The organism is Wolbachia endosymbiont of Zygogramma bicolorata (assembly GCF_051130665.1).
GTDB lineage: Bacteria > Pseudomonadota > Alphaproteobacteria > Rickettsiales > Anaplasmataceae > Wolbachia.
In genome coordinates this window covers 926,402-945,958 of record NZ_CP149530.1, presented here as the reverse complement: position 1 = coordinate 945,958, position 19,557 = coordinate 926,402, and the positions used below count along the sequence as shown (strand labels likewise).

General features: G+C 35.2%; 21 protein-coding genes and 3 tRNA genes. 12 read left to right on the top strand and 12 right to left on the bottom strand.

The genetic code is table 11. The features are described 5' to 3' along the window. Window position 1 precedes the first annotated feature (1 nt). Window positions 2-1,654, bottom strand: a complete 1,653-nt coding sequence (locus WKH12_RS04510) for a 30S ribosomal protein S1 (RefSeq protein ID WP_434732111.1) — start codon at window positions 1,652-1,654, stop codon at window positions 2-4. 147 nt (window positions 1,655-1,801) lie between these two features. Between WKH12_RS04510 and trmB the strand changes: the two genes are divergently transcribed. After that, window positions 1,802-2,467 (top strand): tRNA (guanosine(46)-N7)-methyltransferase TrmB, encoded by a 666-nt coding sequence (gene trmB / locus WKH12_RS04505; protein ID WP_253309594.1) that lies wholly within the window; start codon window positions 1,802-1,804, stop codon window positions 2,465-2,467. Window positions 2,468-2,591: 124 nt separating this feature from the next. Here trmB and WKH12_RS04500 read toward each other — a convergent pair whose 3' ends face one another. From WKH12_RS04500 to WKH12_RS04465, 8 genes are all read right to left on the bottom strand, one after another. Continuing rightward, window positions 2,592-3,320, bottom strand: a complete 729-nt coding sequence (locus WKH12_RS04500) for a putative folate metabolism gamma-glutamate ligase (protein WP_434732110.1) — start codon at window positions 3,318-3,320, stop codon at window positions 2,592-2,594. 1 nt (window position 3,321) lies between these two features. Then, entirely contained in the window at window positions 3,322-3,801 is a 480-nt protein-coding gene (locus tag WKH12_RS04495; protein WP_265032896.1) for a dihydrofolate reductase, read from the bottom strand. Then, complete coding sequence (gene folP, locus WKH12_RS04490; protein WP_434732109.1) at window positions 3,798-5,096, bottom strand: dihydropteroate synthase; 1,299 nt, start codon at window positions 5,094-5,096, stop codon at window positions 3,798-3,800. The genes WKH12_RS04495 and folP overlap by 4 nt, the downstream gene beginning before the upstream one ends. Further along, window positions 5,096-5,491: a dihydroneopterin aldolase gene (locus WKH12_RS04485; RefSeq protein ID WP_253309583.1), complete on the bottom strand. Its 396-nt coding sequence runs from the start codon at window positions 5,489-5,491 to the stop codon at window positions 5,096-5,098. The genes folP and WKH12_RS04485 overlap by 1 nt, the downstream gene beginning before the upstream one ends. A 31-nt stretch (window positions 5,492-5,522) precedes the next feature. After that, window positions 5,523-6,182 carry a CADD family putative folate metabolism protein gene (locus tag WKH12_RS04480; protein WP_253309584.1) on the bottom strand — a complete coding sequence of 220 codons (660 nt, stop codon included), beginning with the start codon at window positions 6,180-6,182 and terminating at the stop codon, window positions 5,523-5,525. 78 nt (window positions 6,183-6,260) lie between these two features. Next, window positions 6,261-6,337: transfer RNA gene (locus WKH12_RS04475), tRNA-Ile, on the bottom strand. 42 nt (window positions 6,338-6,379) lie between these two features. After that, window positions 6,380-6,703, bottom strand: a complete 324-nt coding sequence (gene trxA, locus WKH12_RS04470) for a thioredoxin (RefSeq protein ID WP_253309585.1) — start codon at window positions 6,701-6,703, stop codon at window positions 6,380-6,382. 125 nt (window positions 6,704-6,828) lie between these two features. Then, window positions 6,829-7,449, bottom strand: coding sequence for a ribonuclease D (locus WKH12_RS04465; RefSeq protein ID WP_341821054.1), 621 nt, complete (start codon window positions 7,447-7,449; stop codon window positions 6,829-6,831). Window positions 7,450-7,629: 180 nt separating this feature from the next. Between WKH12_RS04465 and WKH12_RS04460 the strand changes: the two genes are divergently transcribed. The 3 genes from WKH12_RS04460 (at window position 7,630) to WKH12_RS04450 (ending at window position 10,147) form a co-directional block, all read left to right on the top strand. After that, window positions 7,630-7,702 (top strand) — tRNA-Gly (locus WKH12_RS04460). A gap of 740 nt (window positions 7,703-8,442) precedes the next feature. Beyond that, on the top strand, window positions 8,443-9,327 hold the full coding sequence (gene era / locus WKH12_RS04455; RefSeq protein WP_434732108.1) for a GTPase Era: 885 nt from the start codon (window positions 8,443-8,445) through the stop codon (window positions 9,325-9,327). Next, on the top strand, window positions 9,320-10,147 hold the full coding sequence (locus WKH12_RS04450) for a 3'-5' exonuclease (protein WP_434732107.1): 828 nt from the start codon (window positions 9,320-9,322) through the stop codon (window positions 10,145-10,147). Before era ends, WKH12_RS04450 begins: the two co-directional genes overlap by 8 nt. A gap of 19 nt (window positions 10,148-10,166) precedes the next feature. Here WKH12_RS04450 and WKH12_RS04445 read toward each other — a convergent pair whose 3' ends face one another. Then, window positions 10,167-11,495: a lipase family protein gene (locus tag WKH12_RS04445; RefSeq protein WP_434732106.1), complete on the bottom strand. Its 1,329-nt coding sequence runs from the start codon at window positions 11,493-11,495 to the stop codon at window positions 10,167-10,169. Between the two features lie 336 nt (window positions 11,496-11,831). On the opposite strand from WKH12_RS04445, the gene WKH12_RS04440 reads away from it, so the two are divergent. From WKH12_RS04440 to WKH12_RS04425, 4 genes are all read left to right on the top strand, one after another. Then, on the top strand, window positions 11,832-13,841 hold the full coding sequence (locus WKH12_RS04440; RefSeq protein ID WP_434732105.1) for a WD0745 family porin: 2,010 nt from the start codon (window positions 11,832-11,834) through the stop codon (window positions 13,839-13,841). 127 nt (window positions 13,842-13,968) lie between these two features. Continuing rightward, entirely contained in the window at window positions 13,969-14,259 is a 291-nt protein-coding gene (locus tag WKH12_RS04435; RefSeq protein WP_434732104.1) for a GIY-YIG nuclease family protein, read from the top strand. Window positions 14,260-14,410: 151 nt separating this feature from the next. Then, entirely contained in the window at window positions 14,411-15,217 is an 807-nt protein-coding gene (locus tag WKH12_RS04430) for a DUF2163 domain-containing protein (protein ID WP_434732103.1), read from the top strand. Window positions 15,218-15,248: 31 nt separating this feature from the next. Further along, a tRNA-Ser gene (locus WKH12_RS04425) sits at window positions 15,249-15,335 on the top strand. A 117-nt stretch (window positions 15,336-15,452) separates the two neighbouring features. Here WKH12_RS04425 and WKH12_RS04420 read toward each other — a convergent pair. Further along, window positions 15,453-16,499: a class I SAM-dependent methyltransferase gene (locus tag WKH12_RS04420; RefSeq protein ID WP_434732102.1), complete on the bottom strand. Its 1,047-nt coding sequence runs from the start codon at window positions 16,497-16,499 to the stop codon at window positions 15,453-15,455. Window positions 16,500-16,600: 101 nt separating this feature from the next. On the opposite strand from WKH12_RS04420, the gene WKH12_RS04415 reads away from it, so the two are divergent. Both WKH12_RS04415 and WKH12_RS04410 read left to right on the top strand, forming a co-directional pair. Then, window positions 16,601-16,972, top strand: a complete 372-nt coding sequence (locus WKH12_RS04415) for a hypothetical protein (protein WP_375138158.1) — start codon at window positions 16,601-16,603, stop codon at window positions 16,970-16,972. Beyond that, entirely contained in the window at window positions 16,973-17,257 is a 285-nt protein-coding gene (locus tag WKH12_RS04410; protein ID WP_007549418.1) for a DUF2610 domain-containing protein, read from the top strand. It begins immediately after the preceding gene. A 6-nt stretch (window positions 17,258-17,263) separates the two neighbouring features. Here the strand turns inward: WKH12_RS04410 and dapD are convergent, their stop codons facing one another. Beyond that, window positions 17,264-18,094: a 2,3,4,5-tetrahydropyridine-2,6-dicarboxylate N-succinyltransferase gene (gene dapD / locus WKH12_RS04405; RefSeq protein ID WP_434732101.1), complete on the bottom strand. Its 831-nt coding sequence runs from the start codon at window positions 18,092-18,094 to the stop codon at window positions 17,264-17,266. A gap of 73 nt (window positions 18,095-18,167) precedes the next feature. On the opposite strand from dapD, the gene WKH12_RS04400 reads away from it, so the two are divergent. Both WKH12_RS04400 and rpe read left to right on the top strand, forming a co-directional pair. Next, window positions 18,168-18,596, top strand: coding sequence for an MJ0042-type zinc finger domain-containing protein (locus tag WKH12_RS04400; RefSeq protein WP_434732100.1), 429 nt, complete (start codon window positions 18,168-18,170; stop codon window positions 18,594-18,596). A 117-nt stretch (window positions 18,597-18,713) separates the two neighbouring features. Beyond that, window positions 18,714-19,394 carry a ribulose-phosphate 3-epimerase gene (gene rpe / locus WKH12_RS04395; protein WP_253309921.1) on the top strand — a complete coding sequence of 227 codons (681 nt, stop codon included), beginning with the start codon at window positions 18,714-18,716 and terminating at the stop codon, window positions 19,392-19,394. Window positions 19,395-19,557 lie beyond the last annotated feature (163 nt).

Genomic DNA, 19,557 nt, shown 5'->3' with positions numbered 1-19,557 from the left:
ATCACTTAGCAGATAATACTATGTTATATTCTTCAACACCCAATACTTCAACTTCTATTTTTTCTGATATAGAGAACTTTTTATTTTCCGGTAAATGCTCTTGATCTATTAGAAGGGTTACATCGTTCTCAACTTCAACGACTAGTCCATTATCTTCTCTCTTACCTACAATAACCTGTATTTTATCGCCTACCTTAACTTTCTTTATCAGTTCTTCAAGAGGATCATACTCTATTTGTTTTATTCCAAGATAAATTCTTGCCCGATTCACGTTAGCCCTTATTACTTTTGCTTCTATTTTATCACCTACATTATACTTCTTTATCTCATCTGAGCTATTTTTAGACCAACTTAAATCTTTCACATATATTGTCCCTTCTACGTTCTCATCTATTTCAGAATCATTGAAAGCAACAGATACATATGAGCCGGTATTATTCTTCACTTCACCAGAAACAATAGAACCAGGAGGATATTTCTTGATAAATACTTGCCAAGGGTTGTCTACACACCTTTTCATGCTTAAACTCATCCTACTCTTAGCAATGTCAATACTGAGAATTTTTACATATACTTCTTGTCCCCTTGTTACGAGACTACTAACTGGTAAATTACTCTTAACCCAAGTTATTTCTGACGAGTGCACTAAACCTTCAATTCCAGGTCTAAGCTCAACAAACAATCCATAATCTTCTATGCTTGTTACATAACCCTTATGCACACTATCAACTGGATATTTTGACTCTGCATCTTGCCAAGGGCTATCTTCTAGCTGCTTCACACCCAAGGAAATTTTAGCATTTTCCTTATCTATTTTTATAATTTTAACTTTTATAGTCTGGCCACAAGCAAAAACTGCAGATGGATGACTCATTCTACTCCAAGAGATATCTGTAATATGTAGCAATCCATCTATAACTCCCACTACATCTGATTCATGAATACCGACAAATACACCGTAATGAGTGATGCTTTTTATTTTTCCTTCTATTATATCGCCTTCATTTAAAGATTCTAAAAATTTAATTTTTTCACCAGCGTGCAATTTTTCTAACACCAGCTTTCTTGATACTACAATATTACCTTGCTTCTTATCCATTTTAAGCACGATGAACTTTTGTTCAGTTTCAATAAGGTGCTTCGCGTCTTTTACTTGCTTCAAATCCACATGACTCAGCGGTAAAAAAGCGCTTATTCCGTCACCAAGATCAACAATAGAACCACATTTAATTGAGCGTTTAATAACTCCGCTTACTTCAGCTCTTGTAACTGTATCTTCTTCCAACTTATTCCATTTCTCGTCTCTAATTGCTTTTTCACGGCTAAGAACAACATTACCATGATAATCTTCAATTCTTTCCACATAAACTCTAATTTTCGAGCCAATAATGATCTCATCATTACAACCGAGTTCCTTGATCAGAATTCTCCCGTCAGACTTTAAACCAATATCAACCACAACGTCGTTAGGGTTTATTCTTGTAATTACACCTTCTACCACATCTCCTTCTTTAATTTTGTTAACAAAAGAATCTTCAAACAAGGCATTATCTTGATCCTCAAATTGGCCTTGACATATCTCTTCTATAAACTTGTTTGATGATAGCTTTCTGATAGTAACCGGTAGATTTACAACTGGATCATTATTATTCATGCAATGTGACCTTTAATTTAAACTTTATTAGAACTCATATATTATATAATATTAATAATTATTGACAAGTAATTTTTCGTTAATTCATTTCGAGAATTGTTTAAGCTATATAAAATATAGTGAGAAAATTATATATGTATCAAGAATATGCTATTTAAGAATAGCAAGTGGATTAGATCGTTCTCCAGAAGGTCCAGGTTAAAACCGGATGTTGATGAAATATTGGAAAAATATTCTATTCAAAACAGCAAGGAATCTATAGAGAAGATTGTAAATTCACGAAAAAGAATATGGGTAGAAATAGGCTTTGGCAACGGTGAAAATATGCTTTACCAGGTGCTCAATGAACCTGATCTATTATTTATAGGATGTGAGCCCTACTTAAAGGGGGTTTCTCGCTTGCTAACAAACATAGAAATACAAAACATAAAAAACATTTTAATATGGACAGAAGATGCAAGAGAATTGATTGCAAATTTTCCTGACAACAGTGTTGAAAGATTCTTTATCCTCTTTCCAGATCCATGGCCAAAAAGAAGTCACAATAAAAGACGATTAATTAATACGGAATTTTTAAATTTATTAGCAAAAAAAATACTTATAACAGGGGAAATATTCATTGCAACCGATCATCAGGACTATGCAGAGTGGATAGCATCACATATAAAGCAGTGTAACTCTTTAATCTATAGGGAAGACGATTTCACAAGTTATACTCTTACAAAATACCACAAAAGAGCGCTCAAAGATCAGCGTAAAGTAAGGTTCTTTAAAGTAAGTGTTATTAATAATTTGCAGACTATGGATCAATAGAGTTTTTGCATATCTCTTTTACGTTAACTATAGATTAAAAATAATAAAAAAAGAGGGAGAAATAGAGTAAATTCCTTTAACTATTTCTCCTTATAAAGGAATAGCAAATTTTTTAAGTTTCTCTTTAATTCTTCAACCAACGGGCTCCCATGAGGAGAGGAGAGTAAAGATCTTTTTTCATAGATATCTTAACACTTTTTTCTTCTTTTGTAGTTGGCGGACGAGTAAGAAAGTGAACCTTTGGTGCACCACTAATTATTGCCATTGGTGTTTGCTCTGCCCCTTCTCCCATAACTAAAACAGCAGATGTTGCCAGTGCATCAAGAAGATTGACTTGTGTTACTTGCAGTGATTGATTATAAAGATCTGGCTTGCCTATATAGGAATAAAGTGGTTCAAATCCACACCAACCAAGAGCAACGCCCGTAACCCCACGACGCATAGGTGTTACATTACTATCTGTAATCAAAATACCAAGATGTTTTATGCAGTGTTTTGTCTTGAGATAGTTCCATATTGATAGAGCTGTTTTCTGAACATCTTTTGGATATAGAATATACACCTCATTACCATTTGATTCATCAATACCAGCAGATGGAATTAAGATATTATCTTTAATCGTTAAACAGATACTGTGAGCCATATCAACAATTGCATCAGCTTCTCTTTTGATTAGCTCTTCTTTAGAACAAGCAGTTTTGCAAACCACTTGTTTTTGACAAATGGAAATGATTTTTGATGTGATAGCAAGAACAACTTCCTCTCTTAGCAACTCTGAAACATAGCGATCAAGAACTTGCTCTAATACTTCTCCACATTCAATGCGGTGGGTATAAATTGCTTCAATATGCATATTAACGTGTTAGCTTGCATATAGTATAGTCTTTTGTTTTGGTAAGAATAGTTTTATTCCATCTATCAAGAAGTGTTAAGTTGAAATATACATCACCTTCATAAGGTCTGTGAATTTCTGTTATGATAAACTCTGAAATTAGATCATACTCCAAAAAAAGGTGCGCTATTTGTGCTCCACCAATCATGAAGATTTGAGGGTAACTCCAATTACCTTGGATTGACAAGAACTCTTGCATAGAAGAAACAATAGTGCATTCTATGCCTTTATTAAAACAAGGACTTAATTTGTTACGAGAAAAAACAATAGGCTTTAATATGTTTTGTGGTATTGTTTCAAATGTTTTTCTTCCCATAACAATAACTTGTTTGTCAGTCACCTGACGAAAATGATCTAACTCACTTGGATAATGCCAGGGCAATCCATTATTTATTCCAATCACCCCCTTGGGATCAACAGCCATAATTCCGATAATCTTCATTCCTGTAAAGCAGCTTGAGCTACAAAAAATCGCATGTGATCACGCACATTATGCACTCGAAGGAAATCAACCTTGTTGTGCAATGCAGATGATAAAGCAATTGTTTCTAAATCTCGGTTAAAGACAGGTTCTGTAGAAAAAGAAGAAATAAATGACTTTCTAGAATGACCAACCAGAACTTTGCAGCCAAAACTTTGCAATGCTTCTATATTGCGTAAAAGCCAGATATTCTGATATAGAGATTTTCCAAAACCAATACCAGGATCAATAATTATCGAGCTTTGATCAAAACCTAGGGTAAGTAACCTGCTAATGCTCTTCTCTGCCCAATTATTTATGATATCAATTGGGTCAGTGTCGTCTGGAATAATGTTGTCTCTATGTGGTGGTATTGAAAGTGAATGCATAATAACGATGCTACATCCACTGCTAGCAACTGCTTTTAAGGTATTATCATCCAGATCTCCCTTCTGATTGTTTACCCAGGCAATGTTGTAGTGTTCCAAAACATTTAAAATAACGTCTGGCCAGAAGCTATCAATGCTGACTTTAATATCACCAACTTTCATATACTGATTGAGATTATCAAGTACTGGCTTTAGACGTGCATACTCTTCCTCTGGGATCTGCATTAAAGATCCAGGTCTTGTTGATTGAGCACCAAGTTCAACTATGCTTGCACCATCTGATAACAGCCGCAGTGCCTGCTTGGTTGCTTGATCTGAATCATAATAAAGACCACCATCTGAAAATGAATCAGGAGTAATATTGACAATACCTACAAGCTCTGGTGAAAGCGTAAAACTCTTTAAAAAACAATCTTGAATGTTAGGGATATCATAAGCAACAGTACCGAACGTCTTGTTGATTATTGGAGTATTATCCATAGGGTTCAGCATTGCCATCAAGTGAAGCAAAAATGGTCTGTTTATCAATTCTGGGTGAGGAATTCTAAGGTAGGGTGTATCGAGCGTTAGATCATCCCATAACAAAATATCCAAATCAATAACGCGAGGTGCCCACTTTTCATAGACCTGCGAACGGCCAATATCACACTCAATTTGTTTTAGACCTTTTAATAGCTCTTCGGGAGAAGAAGAACAACTTCCATAGACAATCATGTTGAGAAATGGCTTATCCCACTCAGGTGGAGCACCGTTTGGTAAAATGGCCTTAGTTTCTAGAATGATCGAAGACTTTAAATCTTTAAAATAGCGTTCCTTTAGTAACTGAGCAGCCCTTTGTAAATGGGAAAAGCGATTTCCTATATTTGAGCCAATAGAAATATAGATCATTAGTTATCTTCCTGTTCTTGTAATGTATTACAATAAGTAAAGAGAACACCTCCATGCACACCGGGAACGGGTGGTGCAACTTTGTGAGTAGTCACTCTTATGGAAGAAATAATATGTTTTTTTTGCACCAAAAGATTATTAATGGCTCTGTATATATCATGGGTTAAGTGCTCGATTAAATTGAATTGCTTGCTTTGAACGAGAGATTGAATACTCTGAACTACCTCCAAGTAGCATATAGTATCCTCAAGCCGGTCAGTTGTAAGTCCTAAAGGGGGGGATTTAAAGGTAAAATCAATATTAACACTAACTAATTGAGAATGAAACTTCTCTTCTGCACTACATCCTAAATGAACCCAAAGCCGCAGGTCAGATATAAGAAGATTACATTGCATTTTAATATCACTGAGTTTAATCTACTTACAATTAATGACACACACTAGCGTTCATCATCCCGTCAAGAAAACCCCACAAGAGTTTTGCTCCTTTTTTAGCGCCTTGCATGGCTTTCTCTTGCTCTTCTTCGCTTAAGTCTGCAATAAGATTTGCACATTCCTCAGAATGCCATTCATCAGCATGCATATGAACCGTAAAAAATTGAAGAGAACGCTCATCACTTATTGAATAGTGTTTTTTTAAACCTTCAATTTTAGACTTAGAAACCTCTGGAGTTTGACGTTCATAAGCATAAAGTGCACCCAAACCGGAAGCAAAGTCTGATCGTACAATATCAAAGTAACCATCAACTAACTCCTGTGTCTCTTTAATCTGTGCATCCTTATGGAGATCAGACCGTGTTACACCAAGCCCTTCAGCAAAACGTTTCCATAACTCTGGGTGATTTTCATCACCTTGTTCTTCTTCTATCAAATTACCAAGCAAAACCTGTCGCATTTTTAGATCTGGGCACAAAAAATGTATACCACTGATATAACGAGGAAACGCAGCAACGTGGTGATAATATTCTTTAGCATAGGTTTGTAAAGCTTGCAAGCTTAAGCTTCCTGTATTCCATGATTGGTAGAATGGATGATTTAGTAAGTGCAACTCATCTAACTTATTATTCAAAGATTTAGTAAATTCTATTATTTCCTCTATTATATCAACATATAATTCATATACTATAGTTTTCTCATTGTTACAATCATGCTAAGATCAACACAATGGTGGGATTGGTAGGACTCGAACCTACGACCAATTCGTTATGAGCGAACTGCTCTAACCGACTGAGCTACAATCCCTTTTATCAATATTTATAATACACACAAAAGCAAATTTGTCTATTAGCTTATTTCACTATCAACCCAACTTAGCAAATCATTTGTTGCACCAATTTTGCGTGCAATTTCCTTACCATCTTGAAATATGATTAAAGTGGGTATAGATTGCACTCCATACTTACTTGGCACTTCAGTCCCTTCATCTATGTCGAACTTGCAGATCTTAATCTTGCCTTTTCTGTCTTTAGCCAACTGTTCAATACGCGGCATTAGACTTTTACATGGCCCACACCATTCTGCCCAAAAGTCTATCAGAACAAACCCTTTATAGTCAGTGACTTCAGATTTGAAATTTTGATCATTTACTGATATAATGTCATCACTCATAAAATACCTAAACTTAGAACGATTGCTTGTAAAATATAGCGCATCAATCAACAGTTAATCAACTAAATTCTTCTGAAAAATTGCCCTAAAGTGTCTTGCACAAACAAAAAACTTCTCACAAATGGTTATATCTGATGATTAAAGATATCCACGTTTTCCCAACCCATTAAGTCTAACTCAATGCGAGTAGGAAGAAATTCAAAGCACTTTTGGGCCAATTCTTTTCTATTTTCACGTTCCAACATTAAATCTAGCTTTTCCTTTATCTTATGGAGATACAAAACATCAGATGCAGCATAATTTTTTTGTTTGTCTGTCAAATTTTCATTTCCCCAATCAGAAGATTGCTGTTGCTTATTTAATTTGGTATCAAGTAGTTCTAAGCACAGTTCTTTTAAGCTATGATTATCTGTGTAAGTGCGAACTAACCGTGAAGCTATTTTTGTGCAATAGCACGGAAGTGCCCAAGTTTTCAAGTAATAATGTATTATGCTCAGATCAAATCGCGCGAAGTGAAATATTTTAGTTATATTTTTATCCTCTAATATTTTTCTCAAATTTGGCGCTGTGTAATCGTTCTTGAGTTGAACTAAGTGAACATTGCCATCATTAAAAGAGAGCTGCACAAGGCATAATCTATCTCTGCTATGAAGTAGCCCCATTGCCTCGGTATCAACAGCTATAGAGCTTATATCATCTGGTATTGAACTAGCTGGCAAGTCGTCTTTATATAAAAATATTCCCATAAAATTAATACATTTTTTGGCACAATTGAAAACCTATGATAATCAAAAATGAGCCTTAAGTATACGAAAAGATCATAGAAGGAACCACGCAAATTTATGGGCTCTCACATTTTTCGTGTACACGGGGTTTACAAATCGCTGTATATGCCTATAATTAAGTAAATTTAGGTTACTTTAATTGCGGGAGTAGCTCAGTTGGTAGAGCGCAACCTTGCCAAGGTTGAGGTCGAGGGTTCGAACCCCTTCTCCCGCTCTTTACTTTCAAAATCATTTCGTCAAAAATCCCTTGACATATTTCGCCAGCGCCCTTGTTATGACAATAAGGGTATTTATGACTCAAAACTTGCTTTTGACCTGCAGGCTCAATGACAAAATTCAGTAAAAAACTTAGGGTATTTATTGGCGGATTACATAAAATTATAGCGGCTGCATGTCTTTTAAATTTTTTCTACATTCAGCCAAACCGCGCTTATTTTAAGCGTTAGCACATTATTACAGCGCCACTTACAGTAATATAGAGTCAAAACTCGCTACTCGGGGCTTCTTTTGCCTTTTTTTTCATTTGGTAAATTTCTTAATGTTTATAGCTCAAAGAGAGGTGTCATTCCAGCACTTGATGCTGGAATCCAGGAATTTTATCAAGTATAAAAGTTATGTTAAAATGCACCATTTATGGAAAACTAGATCCCAGTGTCTGGGCACTGGAATGACACCCTGACAATCGTCATCCCGCTACGTGTTAGCGGGATCTATGCTAAGAGATACCGCGGCGGTATGACGTAGGATTGCTGTCATCCCGCTGCTTGTTAGCGGATGAGATACCGTGAATAAATCACGGTATGACGGTTCGCGGCGGTATGACGTAGGATTGCTGTCATTCCGCTACGTGTTAGCGGGATCTAGAGATACCGTGACGGTATGACGCAGGGGTTGCAGAGAACTTGTCATTCCAGTGCTTGACACTGGCATCCAGTTTTCTTTATAATTTCCTTTGTGAAAGAACAAAAGTGCTTATTTGTAACCATAGCTGGCTTACCAAATGCTGGGAAGTCTACATTAATTAACAGCATCATAGGCAAGAAAATTGCAATTGTTACACCCAAAGTGCAAACAACAAGGACGCAAATAAGGGGTATTGCAACATGCAACAACACACAAATTGTCTTTACTGACTCCCCAGGAATTTTCTCAGCAGAAACAAAACTTGAAAAAGCTTTAGTCAAATCTGCATGGTCAGCAATCAAGGGTGATGACATCACTTTGTTACTTGTTGATGTAAGCAATTATTTGAAAAATATAGAAAGAATTAAGACTATATTTACGCGGCTGCAGCGCACAAAAGGCAGATGCATTTTGGTTATCAATAAAACTGATTTGGTAAAAAGGCCAGAACTCAAGATGGCGCATGAGCATCTGAATTTGCTTTATAAATTTGAAAAAGTTTTTACGATATCAGCATTAAAGAATGATGGACTTTCTGATTTGATGAATTACTTGTCTGAAGTTGCACCGGTGAGCCCTTGGTTTTATGAAGAAGATCAAATAACCGATTCCTCGACAAATTTTTTATCAGCAGAAATTACAAGAGAAAAATTATTCTTGAACTTGCGTGAAGAATTGCCATACTCTACAGCTGTTATAATTGAACAATTTGAGGAAAAAAAAGATAAGAGTTTAGTCATCAAACAGATTGTATTCGTGTTGAAAGATAGTCATAAAAAAATAGTGCTAGGGAAAGGTGGCAGTAATATTAAAAAAATTAATATCGAAGCACGTGCTGAACTAGAAAAATTATTTGAGTGCAAGGTACACCTCTTTTTATTTGTGAAAGTGCGACCTTGGATCGACCGTCCTGAGGAGTATACAGGCAATGCTTAATTCTTTGTTAGTATTTGATATTGAAACTATACCAGATGTAAATTCCTGCAAAAATTTACTCAATATTAGTGATGATAGTAGTGTAGAAGAGAAAAGGGATGCATTAACAAAATACCACCTGGAAATAACAAACGGGCAAAACTCTTTTCTGCGTCAGCCCTTCCACCAAATTGTAGTTATCAGTTTTTTACTTTGCAATATAAGCCACCAGAGCGGTTATGAGGTGTTCACACTGCAAGAAATAAGATCTGGAGGCACACTAAATTCCAGTGAAAAGGAGCTAGTGAAAGGATTTTTTAACTACATATCAGAGAAAAAGCCAAGATTAGTTTCGTTCAACGGACGCACTTTTGATATACCAGTACTGAAGTATCGTGCTATGGTCCATGGCATTCAAGCAGAATACTTTCATAAAGCTGGTGATAAGTGGAATAGTTACAATCAGAGATATAGTAGTGATTGGCATTGTGACTTACTTGAAACCCTCTCTGATTTTGGAGCCTCTGCAAGAGTAAAAATGAACGAAGTTTGTGCAGCGTTTAATCTTCCTGGTAAGATTGGAGTTGATGGGTCACAAGTTATGGGCTTATACGATAGCGGCAAGATACAAGAGATTCGAGATTATTGTGAAACAGATGTGGTTAATACTTATTTGATTTACTTAAGGTTCATGCATCATCAGGGAAGGATCACTACTGAAAGCTACAACAAAAGCGTGGAAGAGCTGCTTTTAGAGTGCGAAAAAAAAGAATACCTAAAGAAATTTAAAGAAGAATGGCAAATAACTTGTGTTGGAAATTTTTATATTGAATTTAAATGAATAGATGTTATGGAGCAATCTAATAATTGCTCCATAATGGCAGGTATCCGCCCATTGCAATAGATGAGGAATTTTCATGTGCTATTTGCTTAACTTCCAATACTTCAAATTTATCATTTTGGTATTCTTTTTTCACTTTCTCAAAGAAGTTTGATCCACCTAAAATATAACCCCCTAATTTTGCAGCATAATATTGAGCATTACCTAAAACTGCAGAGTTAATTCGGCTTAATATTCTCGAAGGGTAGTAAAAGAGAGAAACGTTATTGTTTGATTGGAAATCATCTTCATCCATTATTTTAATAGCTTCATGATAACCATCCAGTCCATGAAAATGACTTACTAGACCAGAATATCTTTCTGGTGTTGGTACTCTTAATTGTGCGCCTACATGGGAATAACCAAACGAACCAGGGCATAATGCTGGCACTGGATCTCGCTGATGGTGAGTGACCCTTATGGTTTTTTCTTGAAGAACGTCATTATAAAATTCACTAGCAGTAAGATCAAAAACTCTTGGATCGCCAAAAGTTGCAACATGAACATCTTCAGCTCCTTCTGTTTTATTAAGACATAAAGCAGCTATCTTAGCAACAGCTCCTCCCATACTGTGACCTGTGAGATTGATTTTAAAATCTTTGATTTCTGATCCTTGTTTTTCAGCATGAGATTTCAAAATGCCATAAAGATTAGGCCATGAATCCGTAAATGAGTTATAAAAACCACGATGAATTCTTCCACCGTCAGGTAAAAGTTCTGAAGTAGTAAAAGATGCATTTAGATCAGTGATTGCATTATTTAAGCCACGAGTACCATGGTAAGCTATTGTTATTTCTTTATCTTTTATAAAAACATGACCAGCATCTTCTTCGAAGCTATTACCAAATAGAATGATTTCATAACCTTTGCTAATAAGTTCAGCTCTGGTTTTATACATTTTTTCAGGTGATGGAATAATTTCATAACCTTCCGTAGTAACTTCAAATCCAGTTTTGTATAGTCCTTCAGCTAAGTTGTGACATCTTTTTTCACTTAGCTTATTGTCGTCATCGCCATAGCTTATTTTACAGAAATTACTCATTTCCAATAATTTCTCTTTATTAAATCCTGCAATTTCTGCAATACTTTCATCTATTTGGTAAGAAGAAGGTAAAGAATGTGGTTCATTTGGGTCAGCAGGATTTATAAATTCATAATCTTCAATGATCTCAAACTCATCATCCACCTTATATTTGCCGTTATCTGCTAAGATGGAGCTTGATTGTTCAACATCACCTAATTGTGAATCTATACTACTTGCACTAGTACCTGTGGTGCTAAACCAATTGCGTAAAAAACTAAAATCCATAACTACCTCAATCTACTATCAGCTAAACAATTTATTTAACTATAATGTAGATTGATATTATTGTCAATAGTATTTTCTATAATCCTTCTATTGCTAGAATAAAAAAATTTTACTTCCATAGAATAAATATAGAGTTATAATGCACTAACAAGCAAAAAATATTAACCTTTGTGCTAAATTTTGGTTAATATAAACGTTAGGCATATTAAAAAAGTTGTTTTTAAGGTGTTGCACTTTACTTTTGTTTTCACTATAAGATTGCTTTAAGTTGAATTTTCAACATTTTTATATATTTACATTTAAGACAATGATTTCGAAATTTTTTGGGGGCACTTCATGAAAAAATCTATTTATACTAGAACCGCTCTAGTTTCTTTATTAACTTTATGTTCTTTCAGCAGTTTTGCAGCTGACTTTCCTGATGAGAGTATGAAGGAAATAAAAAAGCAAGAGAGCACAAAAACTTCTGGAAAAACAGAAGTTATGAAAACATCAAATAAAAAACTGAAAGAAAAGATGGACAGAATATGTAATGCTGATCCAAGAAAAAAAGCTGAAGAGCTTAAGAAAAAAGAGGAGCTAAGATTAGCAGCCGAGCAGAAGAAAAAAGAGGAGATCAGGCTAGCAAATGAGAAAAAAGCAAAGCTTATAGAGGATTCAAAAGCGAAAGCTCTAAATGCTAAGAATTCTAATATAGAAAAAGGTAAAGTTTCAAAAACTAAGGCTTCTAAAACTAAGAATGCTAAAATTAAAGCTAAAGATGTAAAGAAGGATGTAAAAGTTGTTAACAAAAATACAGAGGAAAAAGGTAAGGCAAGTCCTGTTGTTTCAGTTGGTGGAGTTGATATTATCGACACCAACCAAGGAAAAGATGGCTTAAGAATAACTTTTGGTGGTGTTGTTGATGCTCAAAGCTATGGCAAAGCAGGGCCAAGTGGTGAAGAGTATAAACGTTACAACGTTATGCCAAACAGATCTATAGAGTATTATACTGCCCCTCAGGATAGGATACAAAGAGCAAATCCCGTATTCCCTAGTGGAATAGGAAATATTGGTGATTACAGCAACGATATGGGTATGACTGCTGATGCGATATTACACCTCAGAGCAGAAAATAAAAATGAAGATTTAGGTCTTCTTTATGGTGCTGACGTGCAATTTCACGTCCCAGTTACAGAAGGCAAAGGGGCTTCACAGGGTGTTTACGCTGCAAGGAGCAGGAGTGCACATGTATTTTTAAATTCAAAACATGGTGATCTAAAGCTTGGTTATCAATTTGGTCCTGAGGCTCTGATGAGACTTGATGCAACAAGAATTGCAACTGTTGACGGAGCTGCAGATAGTGACTGGTTCAGAAAAGTGAACTTAGAAGGAAGCGCTGCGAGCTTTCCATTTTATGTAACACCACGTCTTTACACTGAAAGTTTTTCGAGTGAAAGTGAAAAATTCTCTTTCCGCATGGCAGGGAAATACAACAAAGATGCTATGACTACACTGCCATTTAGAGTTGCTTACTACTCACCAAATTATATGGGCGCAAGATTTGGTATCAGCTACTCACCTCGTTATGATAGTAGCTTGTTTACTGTAAAAGAAACAGTTCCTTTAAAGGATAGTACAGACAATGATAAAATAAAACATAAGGAAGAGATAAAACATGTCGGTCCAGACTATGAGCACATAATAAGTGCTGGTGCATCATATGAATATGACTTTGATAAATATAAGGTGAAAGTTAAAACTTCTGCAGTTGGTGAGTATGGTCAAGCGAAAAAACCAAGTAAAGATAAGCATCTTTATAAGGAATTTGTAGAGTACAATGACCTTATGGGTGTTAATTTGGGTGTAAGCGCTGATTATAAGATTAATGAGGATCAAGGCATAAAATTTGCTGCCTCTTTTGCATATCTGGGCAAATCTGGTCAACCAAAAGGTATTGAAATACTGACAAAAGATGCTAATAATAAAATTGAAAAATATGAACTGCTTCCTGATGCTAACAAAAGAATGGAAGGGCTGAAAGCTCAATTTGGTAAAGATAGTATAGATACCATGTATTGGACCGTAGGAGCTGGTTATCAACATGAGAATGTTTACACAAGTTTAACATACTTTGGTAGCAGAATGAATGATGGAGATATGCTTCACGATGGTGCACTTGGCGTTCAATATGATCTTTCTCCTGCATGCAGTAAGAGCAAATTTGTTCCTTACGCAGCTCTTCATTATTTTATGACTAACGAGAAACAAAACGCAAATCATAAGATTACAAAAGTAGGTAGTAACGAAGAGGCACCTTCTAACCAAGGAATTCTCCTTCTTACTGGTGTGAAGTTTTCTTTCTAACCAGCTAGTACACACCACAATTTAATGTGGTGTGTATCTTATTTGTTAGTGTTTATTTGTCAATCAAATAAACATATAGTGTCCTCTCTCCTGTCATCCCAGTGCGTGACACTGGGATCTAAGTTATATGCAAAATTATTACGTTTACATACTTGCAAGCAAGAATAATCGAACTTTATATACAGGTATAACATCAAATCTGATTAAACGAATCTGGGAACATAAGAGTAAAGTTATTTCTGGCTTTACAACAAAATACAATGTACATAAATTAGTTCATTTTGAAGAATTTCAAGATATAAATTCAGCTCTTAATAGAGAAAGACTGTTAAAAAGTTGGAAAAGAAAATGGAAGACTGATTTGATCGAAAAAGAAAATCCAAATTGGGTAGATTTATATGATAACATAGTCAGGTAAAATTAGATCCCAGTGTCACGCACTGGGATGACACCCTATGGTTACTGGGATGACACTCTATAGCTACTCAGATGACGGGAAAAGAACACACTGGCTTATCTACTAGCCGTATAGCTACTTTCAAATTCAATCAATTAAACAGGAGGCCCCTATGCAAACCACACTAAAAAATCATTTAGCTGGAGAATTACTTACCACCGCTACGTGCTGGAAATTAAAGCTCGCAGGTGGAGAAGTAATGGGATTCACTGACTATGATGAAGATTTAAATATTAATAATATACTCTATAAATCTTCAAGTGGATTTACAGCCAGTAGTATAATATTAAACAGCGATTTAAAAACTGATAATCTAGAAATTGAAGGGATATTAAATAGTGGTGATATTAAAGAAGAAGATGTTTTATCAGGAAAGTACGACTTTGCAAATATTGAAATATTTCTTGTGAATTATAAAGACTTGACCCAGGGAACAATGAATCTACATTCAGGAACTTTTGGTAAAGTGAAATTAAGTAGTGGAAGATTTATTGTTGAAATTAGAGGGCTCTCAGCAAAGCTTGAGAGAAGCATAGCAGAATTATACTCTCCTGCATGCAGAGCACAATTTTGCGATGATAAATGCAAAGCCGATACTAAAAAATTTAGTAAAATAAGTACAATCACTAAAGTAATAGACGAAAGAAGATTTGAAGACACGAATTTAACTGAGAGTGATGAATATTATAAGCACGGAGTAGTAAAATTCTTTGGCTCAACAGCATTTGAAGGTGTAGTAAAAGAATATAAAAATAAAGTAGTTACGTTGTTTACTTCGCCTCCATACCAAATTTCTGCTGGGGATAAATATTCAATACTCGCAGGTTGCGATAAAACATTTCCAACTTGCAGAAGCAAGTTTAACAATACTGTGAATTTTCGTGGTGAACCCTATATACCAGGTTTTTATATTGTTTAGCAGTACAATTTTCAATATTATGAATAAGCATGGAAAGGTGGCTGAGTGGTCTAAAGCACACGCTTGGAAAGCGTGCACATATGAAAATATGTCGGGGGTTCGAATCCCCCCTTTTCCGCATATTACTTCTAGAATAGTATAAAACCCGCTATGTCAGCCTCCTTTTACCCCACTTAGGTATGTACCAATATACCTAATTTTGTTACAACATTCCCAACAACATAAATTATTTTAGCTATGCTATCAATAGCATAGCTTTAAAAAGAGTGCCCATATTTTCAGTCAACCTTAAGAATTCACTAAAGATCCTATTCTTTTGTTCATCACTTGCACTTTTCATTAAAGCCTGGGTTCTTTCTTTTATGCCAAAAAGATATAAAAATTCTCTTTGAGTTAAAATCTCGCAATCTACGTGTTTTAATGAATCTTTTAATGCTTGAAAGTTCACAAGTGCAGTAATATCACTATTACCAACATTCTCAAGAAAATTAGCATACTTATGTTGTTTTATCGATTGCAAAGTGCTCTTATATGCGGGGTATACATAACCGTAATCTATAATCAAAGCAGCTCCTTTATTATTATGTATCTTCTTCTCAAGTTTTTTTAATATTTCAACCCCAGTTGAACATATTTCCACCACTGCACCATCGAAACCCCCTGTCATGCAAGTAGCTGACACTGGAATCCATGATTCTTTTTTTCTGGATGCCAGTGTCACGCACTGGCATGACACCAAGAGACTGCCATCATCTTGTTTTGTCACCATATTTTCATACCACCCCTCATCACGATATACAAACTGATCTATCGGAAGAGCGTCAAAGAACTCATTTGCTAAAAAAATGGTTGGTTGTTCTGGTAGGTTGTCAATATCTTTGTGCCAATTAACACCTAAGCCTTTTAATTTTTCCTTTTGTATCTTCCGTAAAGTAGGGCTTATTTCAACTAAGTGGATCAACATTGAATTAAAAAAGCTGCTGTATTTTTTAGTGACTCTTATTATATCGTGAATGAGTGTTCCTTTGCCTGGCCCAAGTTCAACTAGAGAAAATTTTGATGGCTTTCCTAATTTTTCCCATGTATGCATTATCCAAACTGCAATTACTTCACCAAATAATTGGCTGATCTCAGGTGCAGTAGTAAAATCACCATCCTTACCAAGTGGTAATCTACTCGCATAATAGCCGTATTTTTCATGGTACAAAACGGCATTCATGAAATCACTGATGGATATTGATCCTTGACTTTTGTCAATTAATTCGTGTATATAAGTGAGCATGTTATTAATAAATGTTTAACTATAGCGTACCATAATATAAAATAGTAGAGTATTTATATATATAGTATAAACTTAAGTTTGTGAGTAATAGTGCTTCAGTTATGGACGACAAAAACACCGATTATGTTGCCCTTATACCTCAAGATGATAGTATTGAATACAAATTTGAAGAAGCTGTCAATTTTATAGAAAACAAGGTTATAAATGCTGATGGACTAACTTTAGCGGAAGTGTTTCAAGTGCTAGTTCAAATGCTAGATGGTGATCTAGCATTGGTAAAAAAAGTACTAGCATATGCTAATATTATGGCAAAGCATGGAATGAAGGTAGCAAAAGAGTCGCAATTAAGCAGAGCTGATGTTCGCCGAGCTTTGGAAGGTAAAGAAAGTGTTGTCAATAGACAAGATTTTATAAAGAAACCACCTCTTCCACCTGCTATAAAATCGACCAAAAAGAAAAGTAGAGGTCTTTAGATGGCTGAATCTATAAAAAAATTTACTGTACAATGTGACTTCAAAGGACAAAGTTCACCTTTTGCAATATATATAGGAAATCCAAAAAGTGATGCTCATCCAATTCATCATCAAGATTCCTGGCTTGTAAAAGAACGTGGAGGGAATATCCCTAATAAAGTAAAAGAAAGTCTACAAAAATTATATAAACTATCTCAAGAAAATGGAGTCTCTTTCTCAGAGTTATGTGCGTATGCCATTACTGTGGTTAGTAATAATGATAAAAAAAGTGACGACAAGCAGTGAGATAGTTTAATTCCTCAATATTTCATTTATAGAGGTTTTCGATCTCGTCTTTTCATCCACTTTTTTTACTATAACTGCACAATAGGTTGAAATGTTATTTTTAGATGGAATAGACCCTGGTACCACTACAGAATAAGGTGGCACTTCGCCATAAAATACCTCGCTAGTTTCTCTATCAATAATCTTTGTTGATGCTCCAATAAACACACCCATGCCAAGGACTGATCCTTCTCTCACTACCACACCCTCGGCTACCTCGCTACGTGCTCCAATAAAGCAATTATCTTCTATAATGACAGGTGAAGCTTGAATAGGCTCAAGGACTCCACCTATTCCCACTCCACCGGAAATATGGCAGTTTTTTCCTATTTGCGCACAGCTACCAATCGTTGACCAGGTATCTATCATTGTTCCTGAATCAACATATGCACCAACGTTGATAAAACTTGGCATTAGAACAACATTTGTACCTATATAAGCAGATCGGCGGACAAAACACCCAGGAACTGCTCTAATTTTTAACTGGCGAAATTTCTCCTCATTCCATTCACTAAATTTGTTACCGATCTTGTCAAACCAGCAATTGGTATTGTCTATTATTTTGTTTTCTTCAGTGAGAAAATGTAATAATATTGCCTGCTTTATCCACTTATGTACTACCCATTCTCCACTTGATAGCTTTTCTGCTACTCTAATTTTGCCACTATCAAGGAGCTCAATTACCTCTTTAATTGCTATTCTTGCTGTTTCCTTTAGGTTATAGTCATTAAATTTTTCTCTATTTTTCCAAATATTTTCTATCTCACTTTGTGTTTTTTTTAGTTGCAAACCTTCCATTTGTTATATATATTAATATTAAATTTATAGCTCTGTATCATTTGAGCTTGTTACCACTTTATATGTAAGTGCTATGAAAATACAATGTAATAGTTGTACTAAAACTTACTTAGTATCTTCTGAGCAAATTGGTGTATTTGGAAGAAAGGTAAAGTGTACGAACTGCAATCATATATGGCATGAACATCTAGAAGAAGCGTCAAACAAATCGCACTCTGCTAATATACAGGAAAAAAAAATTAGTGGAAGGAATTTTTTACAAAATCTAGCATTTACCACTCTAGCTTTTGCAACAGCTACAGGGTTATGCGTCGTAATTGCTAATGGCATCTTTCCTAGAGAGATGAACAAAGCATACAAAACGATCAGTTCATATAAGGATTCAATAAGCTATAAATTAGGGTACAAAAAAGAACAAACAGAAAATCCAAATGTAAAAAAACTTGTTGTAAATAAGTTTTATCAAGACTACCTTTTTTTATCTAATTTAAGATCTAGTTAAATAGGCATAAACCATCGCCGATATCGGTATCCAGTTCCTATAGCTACTCAGATGATGCAAATAGTATTAGGGTGACAGAGTCTTAAAAATAAGTTATTTTTTAGTAAAAAACAGCTCATGAGTATTAAAATTGCACCTTCTATACTTTCAGCAGACTTTGCAAAATTAGGAGAAGAAGTAAGAAAAATTAGCGATTTAGGTGTAGATTACATACACATAGACGTTATGGATGGGAATTTCGTTCCAAATATTACAATTGGTCCTAGCGTTGTCTCTGCAATACGTAAATATAGCAATCTTCCTTTTGATGTGCATTTAATGGTCAAATCTCCTGGTAACCACATTGAAAGCTTTATAAATGCTGGTGCTGATATTATCACTGTACATGCAGAAGCAGAGATACACCTTGAGAGGTTGATAAGAAAGATAAAGTCATACAAAAATGTAAACGACGCAAAAAAAACGATTCAAGCTGGAGTCTCAATTGTTCCTTCAACTTCCCCAAGTGTGCTTGAATACATAATACATGAGCTAGATATTGTGCTGATTATGACAGTCAACCCTGGCTTTGGAGGGCAGGAATTTATTCATTCACAGTTGAACAAGATATCTACTATAAAAAAAATGATACAGGAGCGTAATCTTAAAACACAAATTTCAGTAGATGGTGGAATTAACTTTTCTAACGCAACTGATATAATAAAAGCAGGTGCTGATATTTTAGTTGCGGGATCGGCGATATTCAAGGCTGAAGATATTAAGAAGGCCGTAAATGATCTTAAAAATCCATCGTGGTAATCCTATATAGCTAGTGCAGCCCTATGTCATACCGCGATTCATTCGCGGTATCTCAGCCGCTAACACGTAGCGGAATGTTGGCAAACCTAAGATCTTTAGCTAGTTAACACAAATTATTTCTATTATCTACCAATTTGAAAAGTAACCGTTCACGGAGATAAGG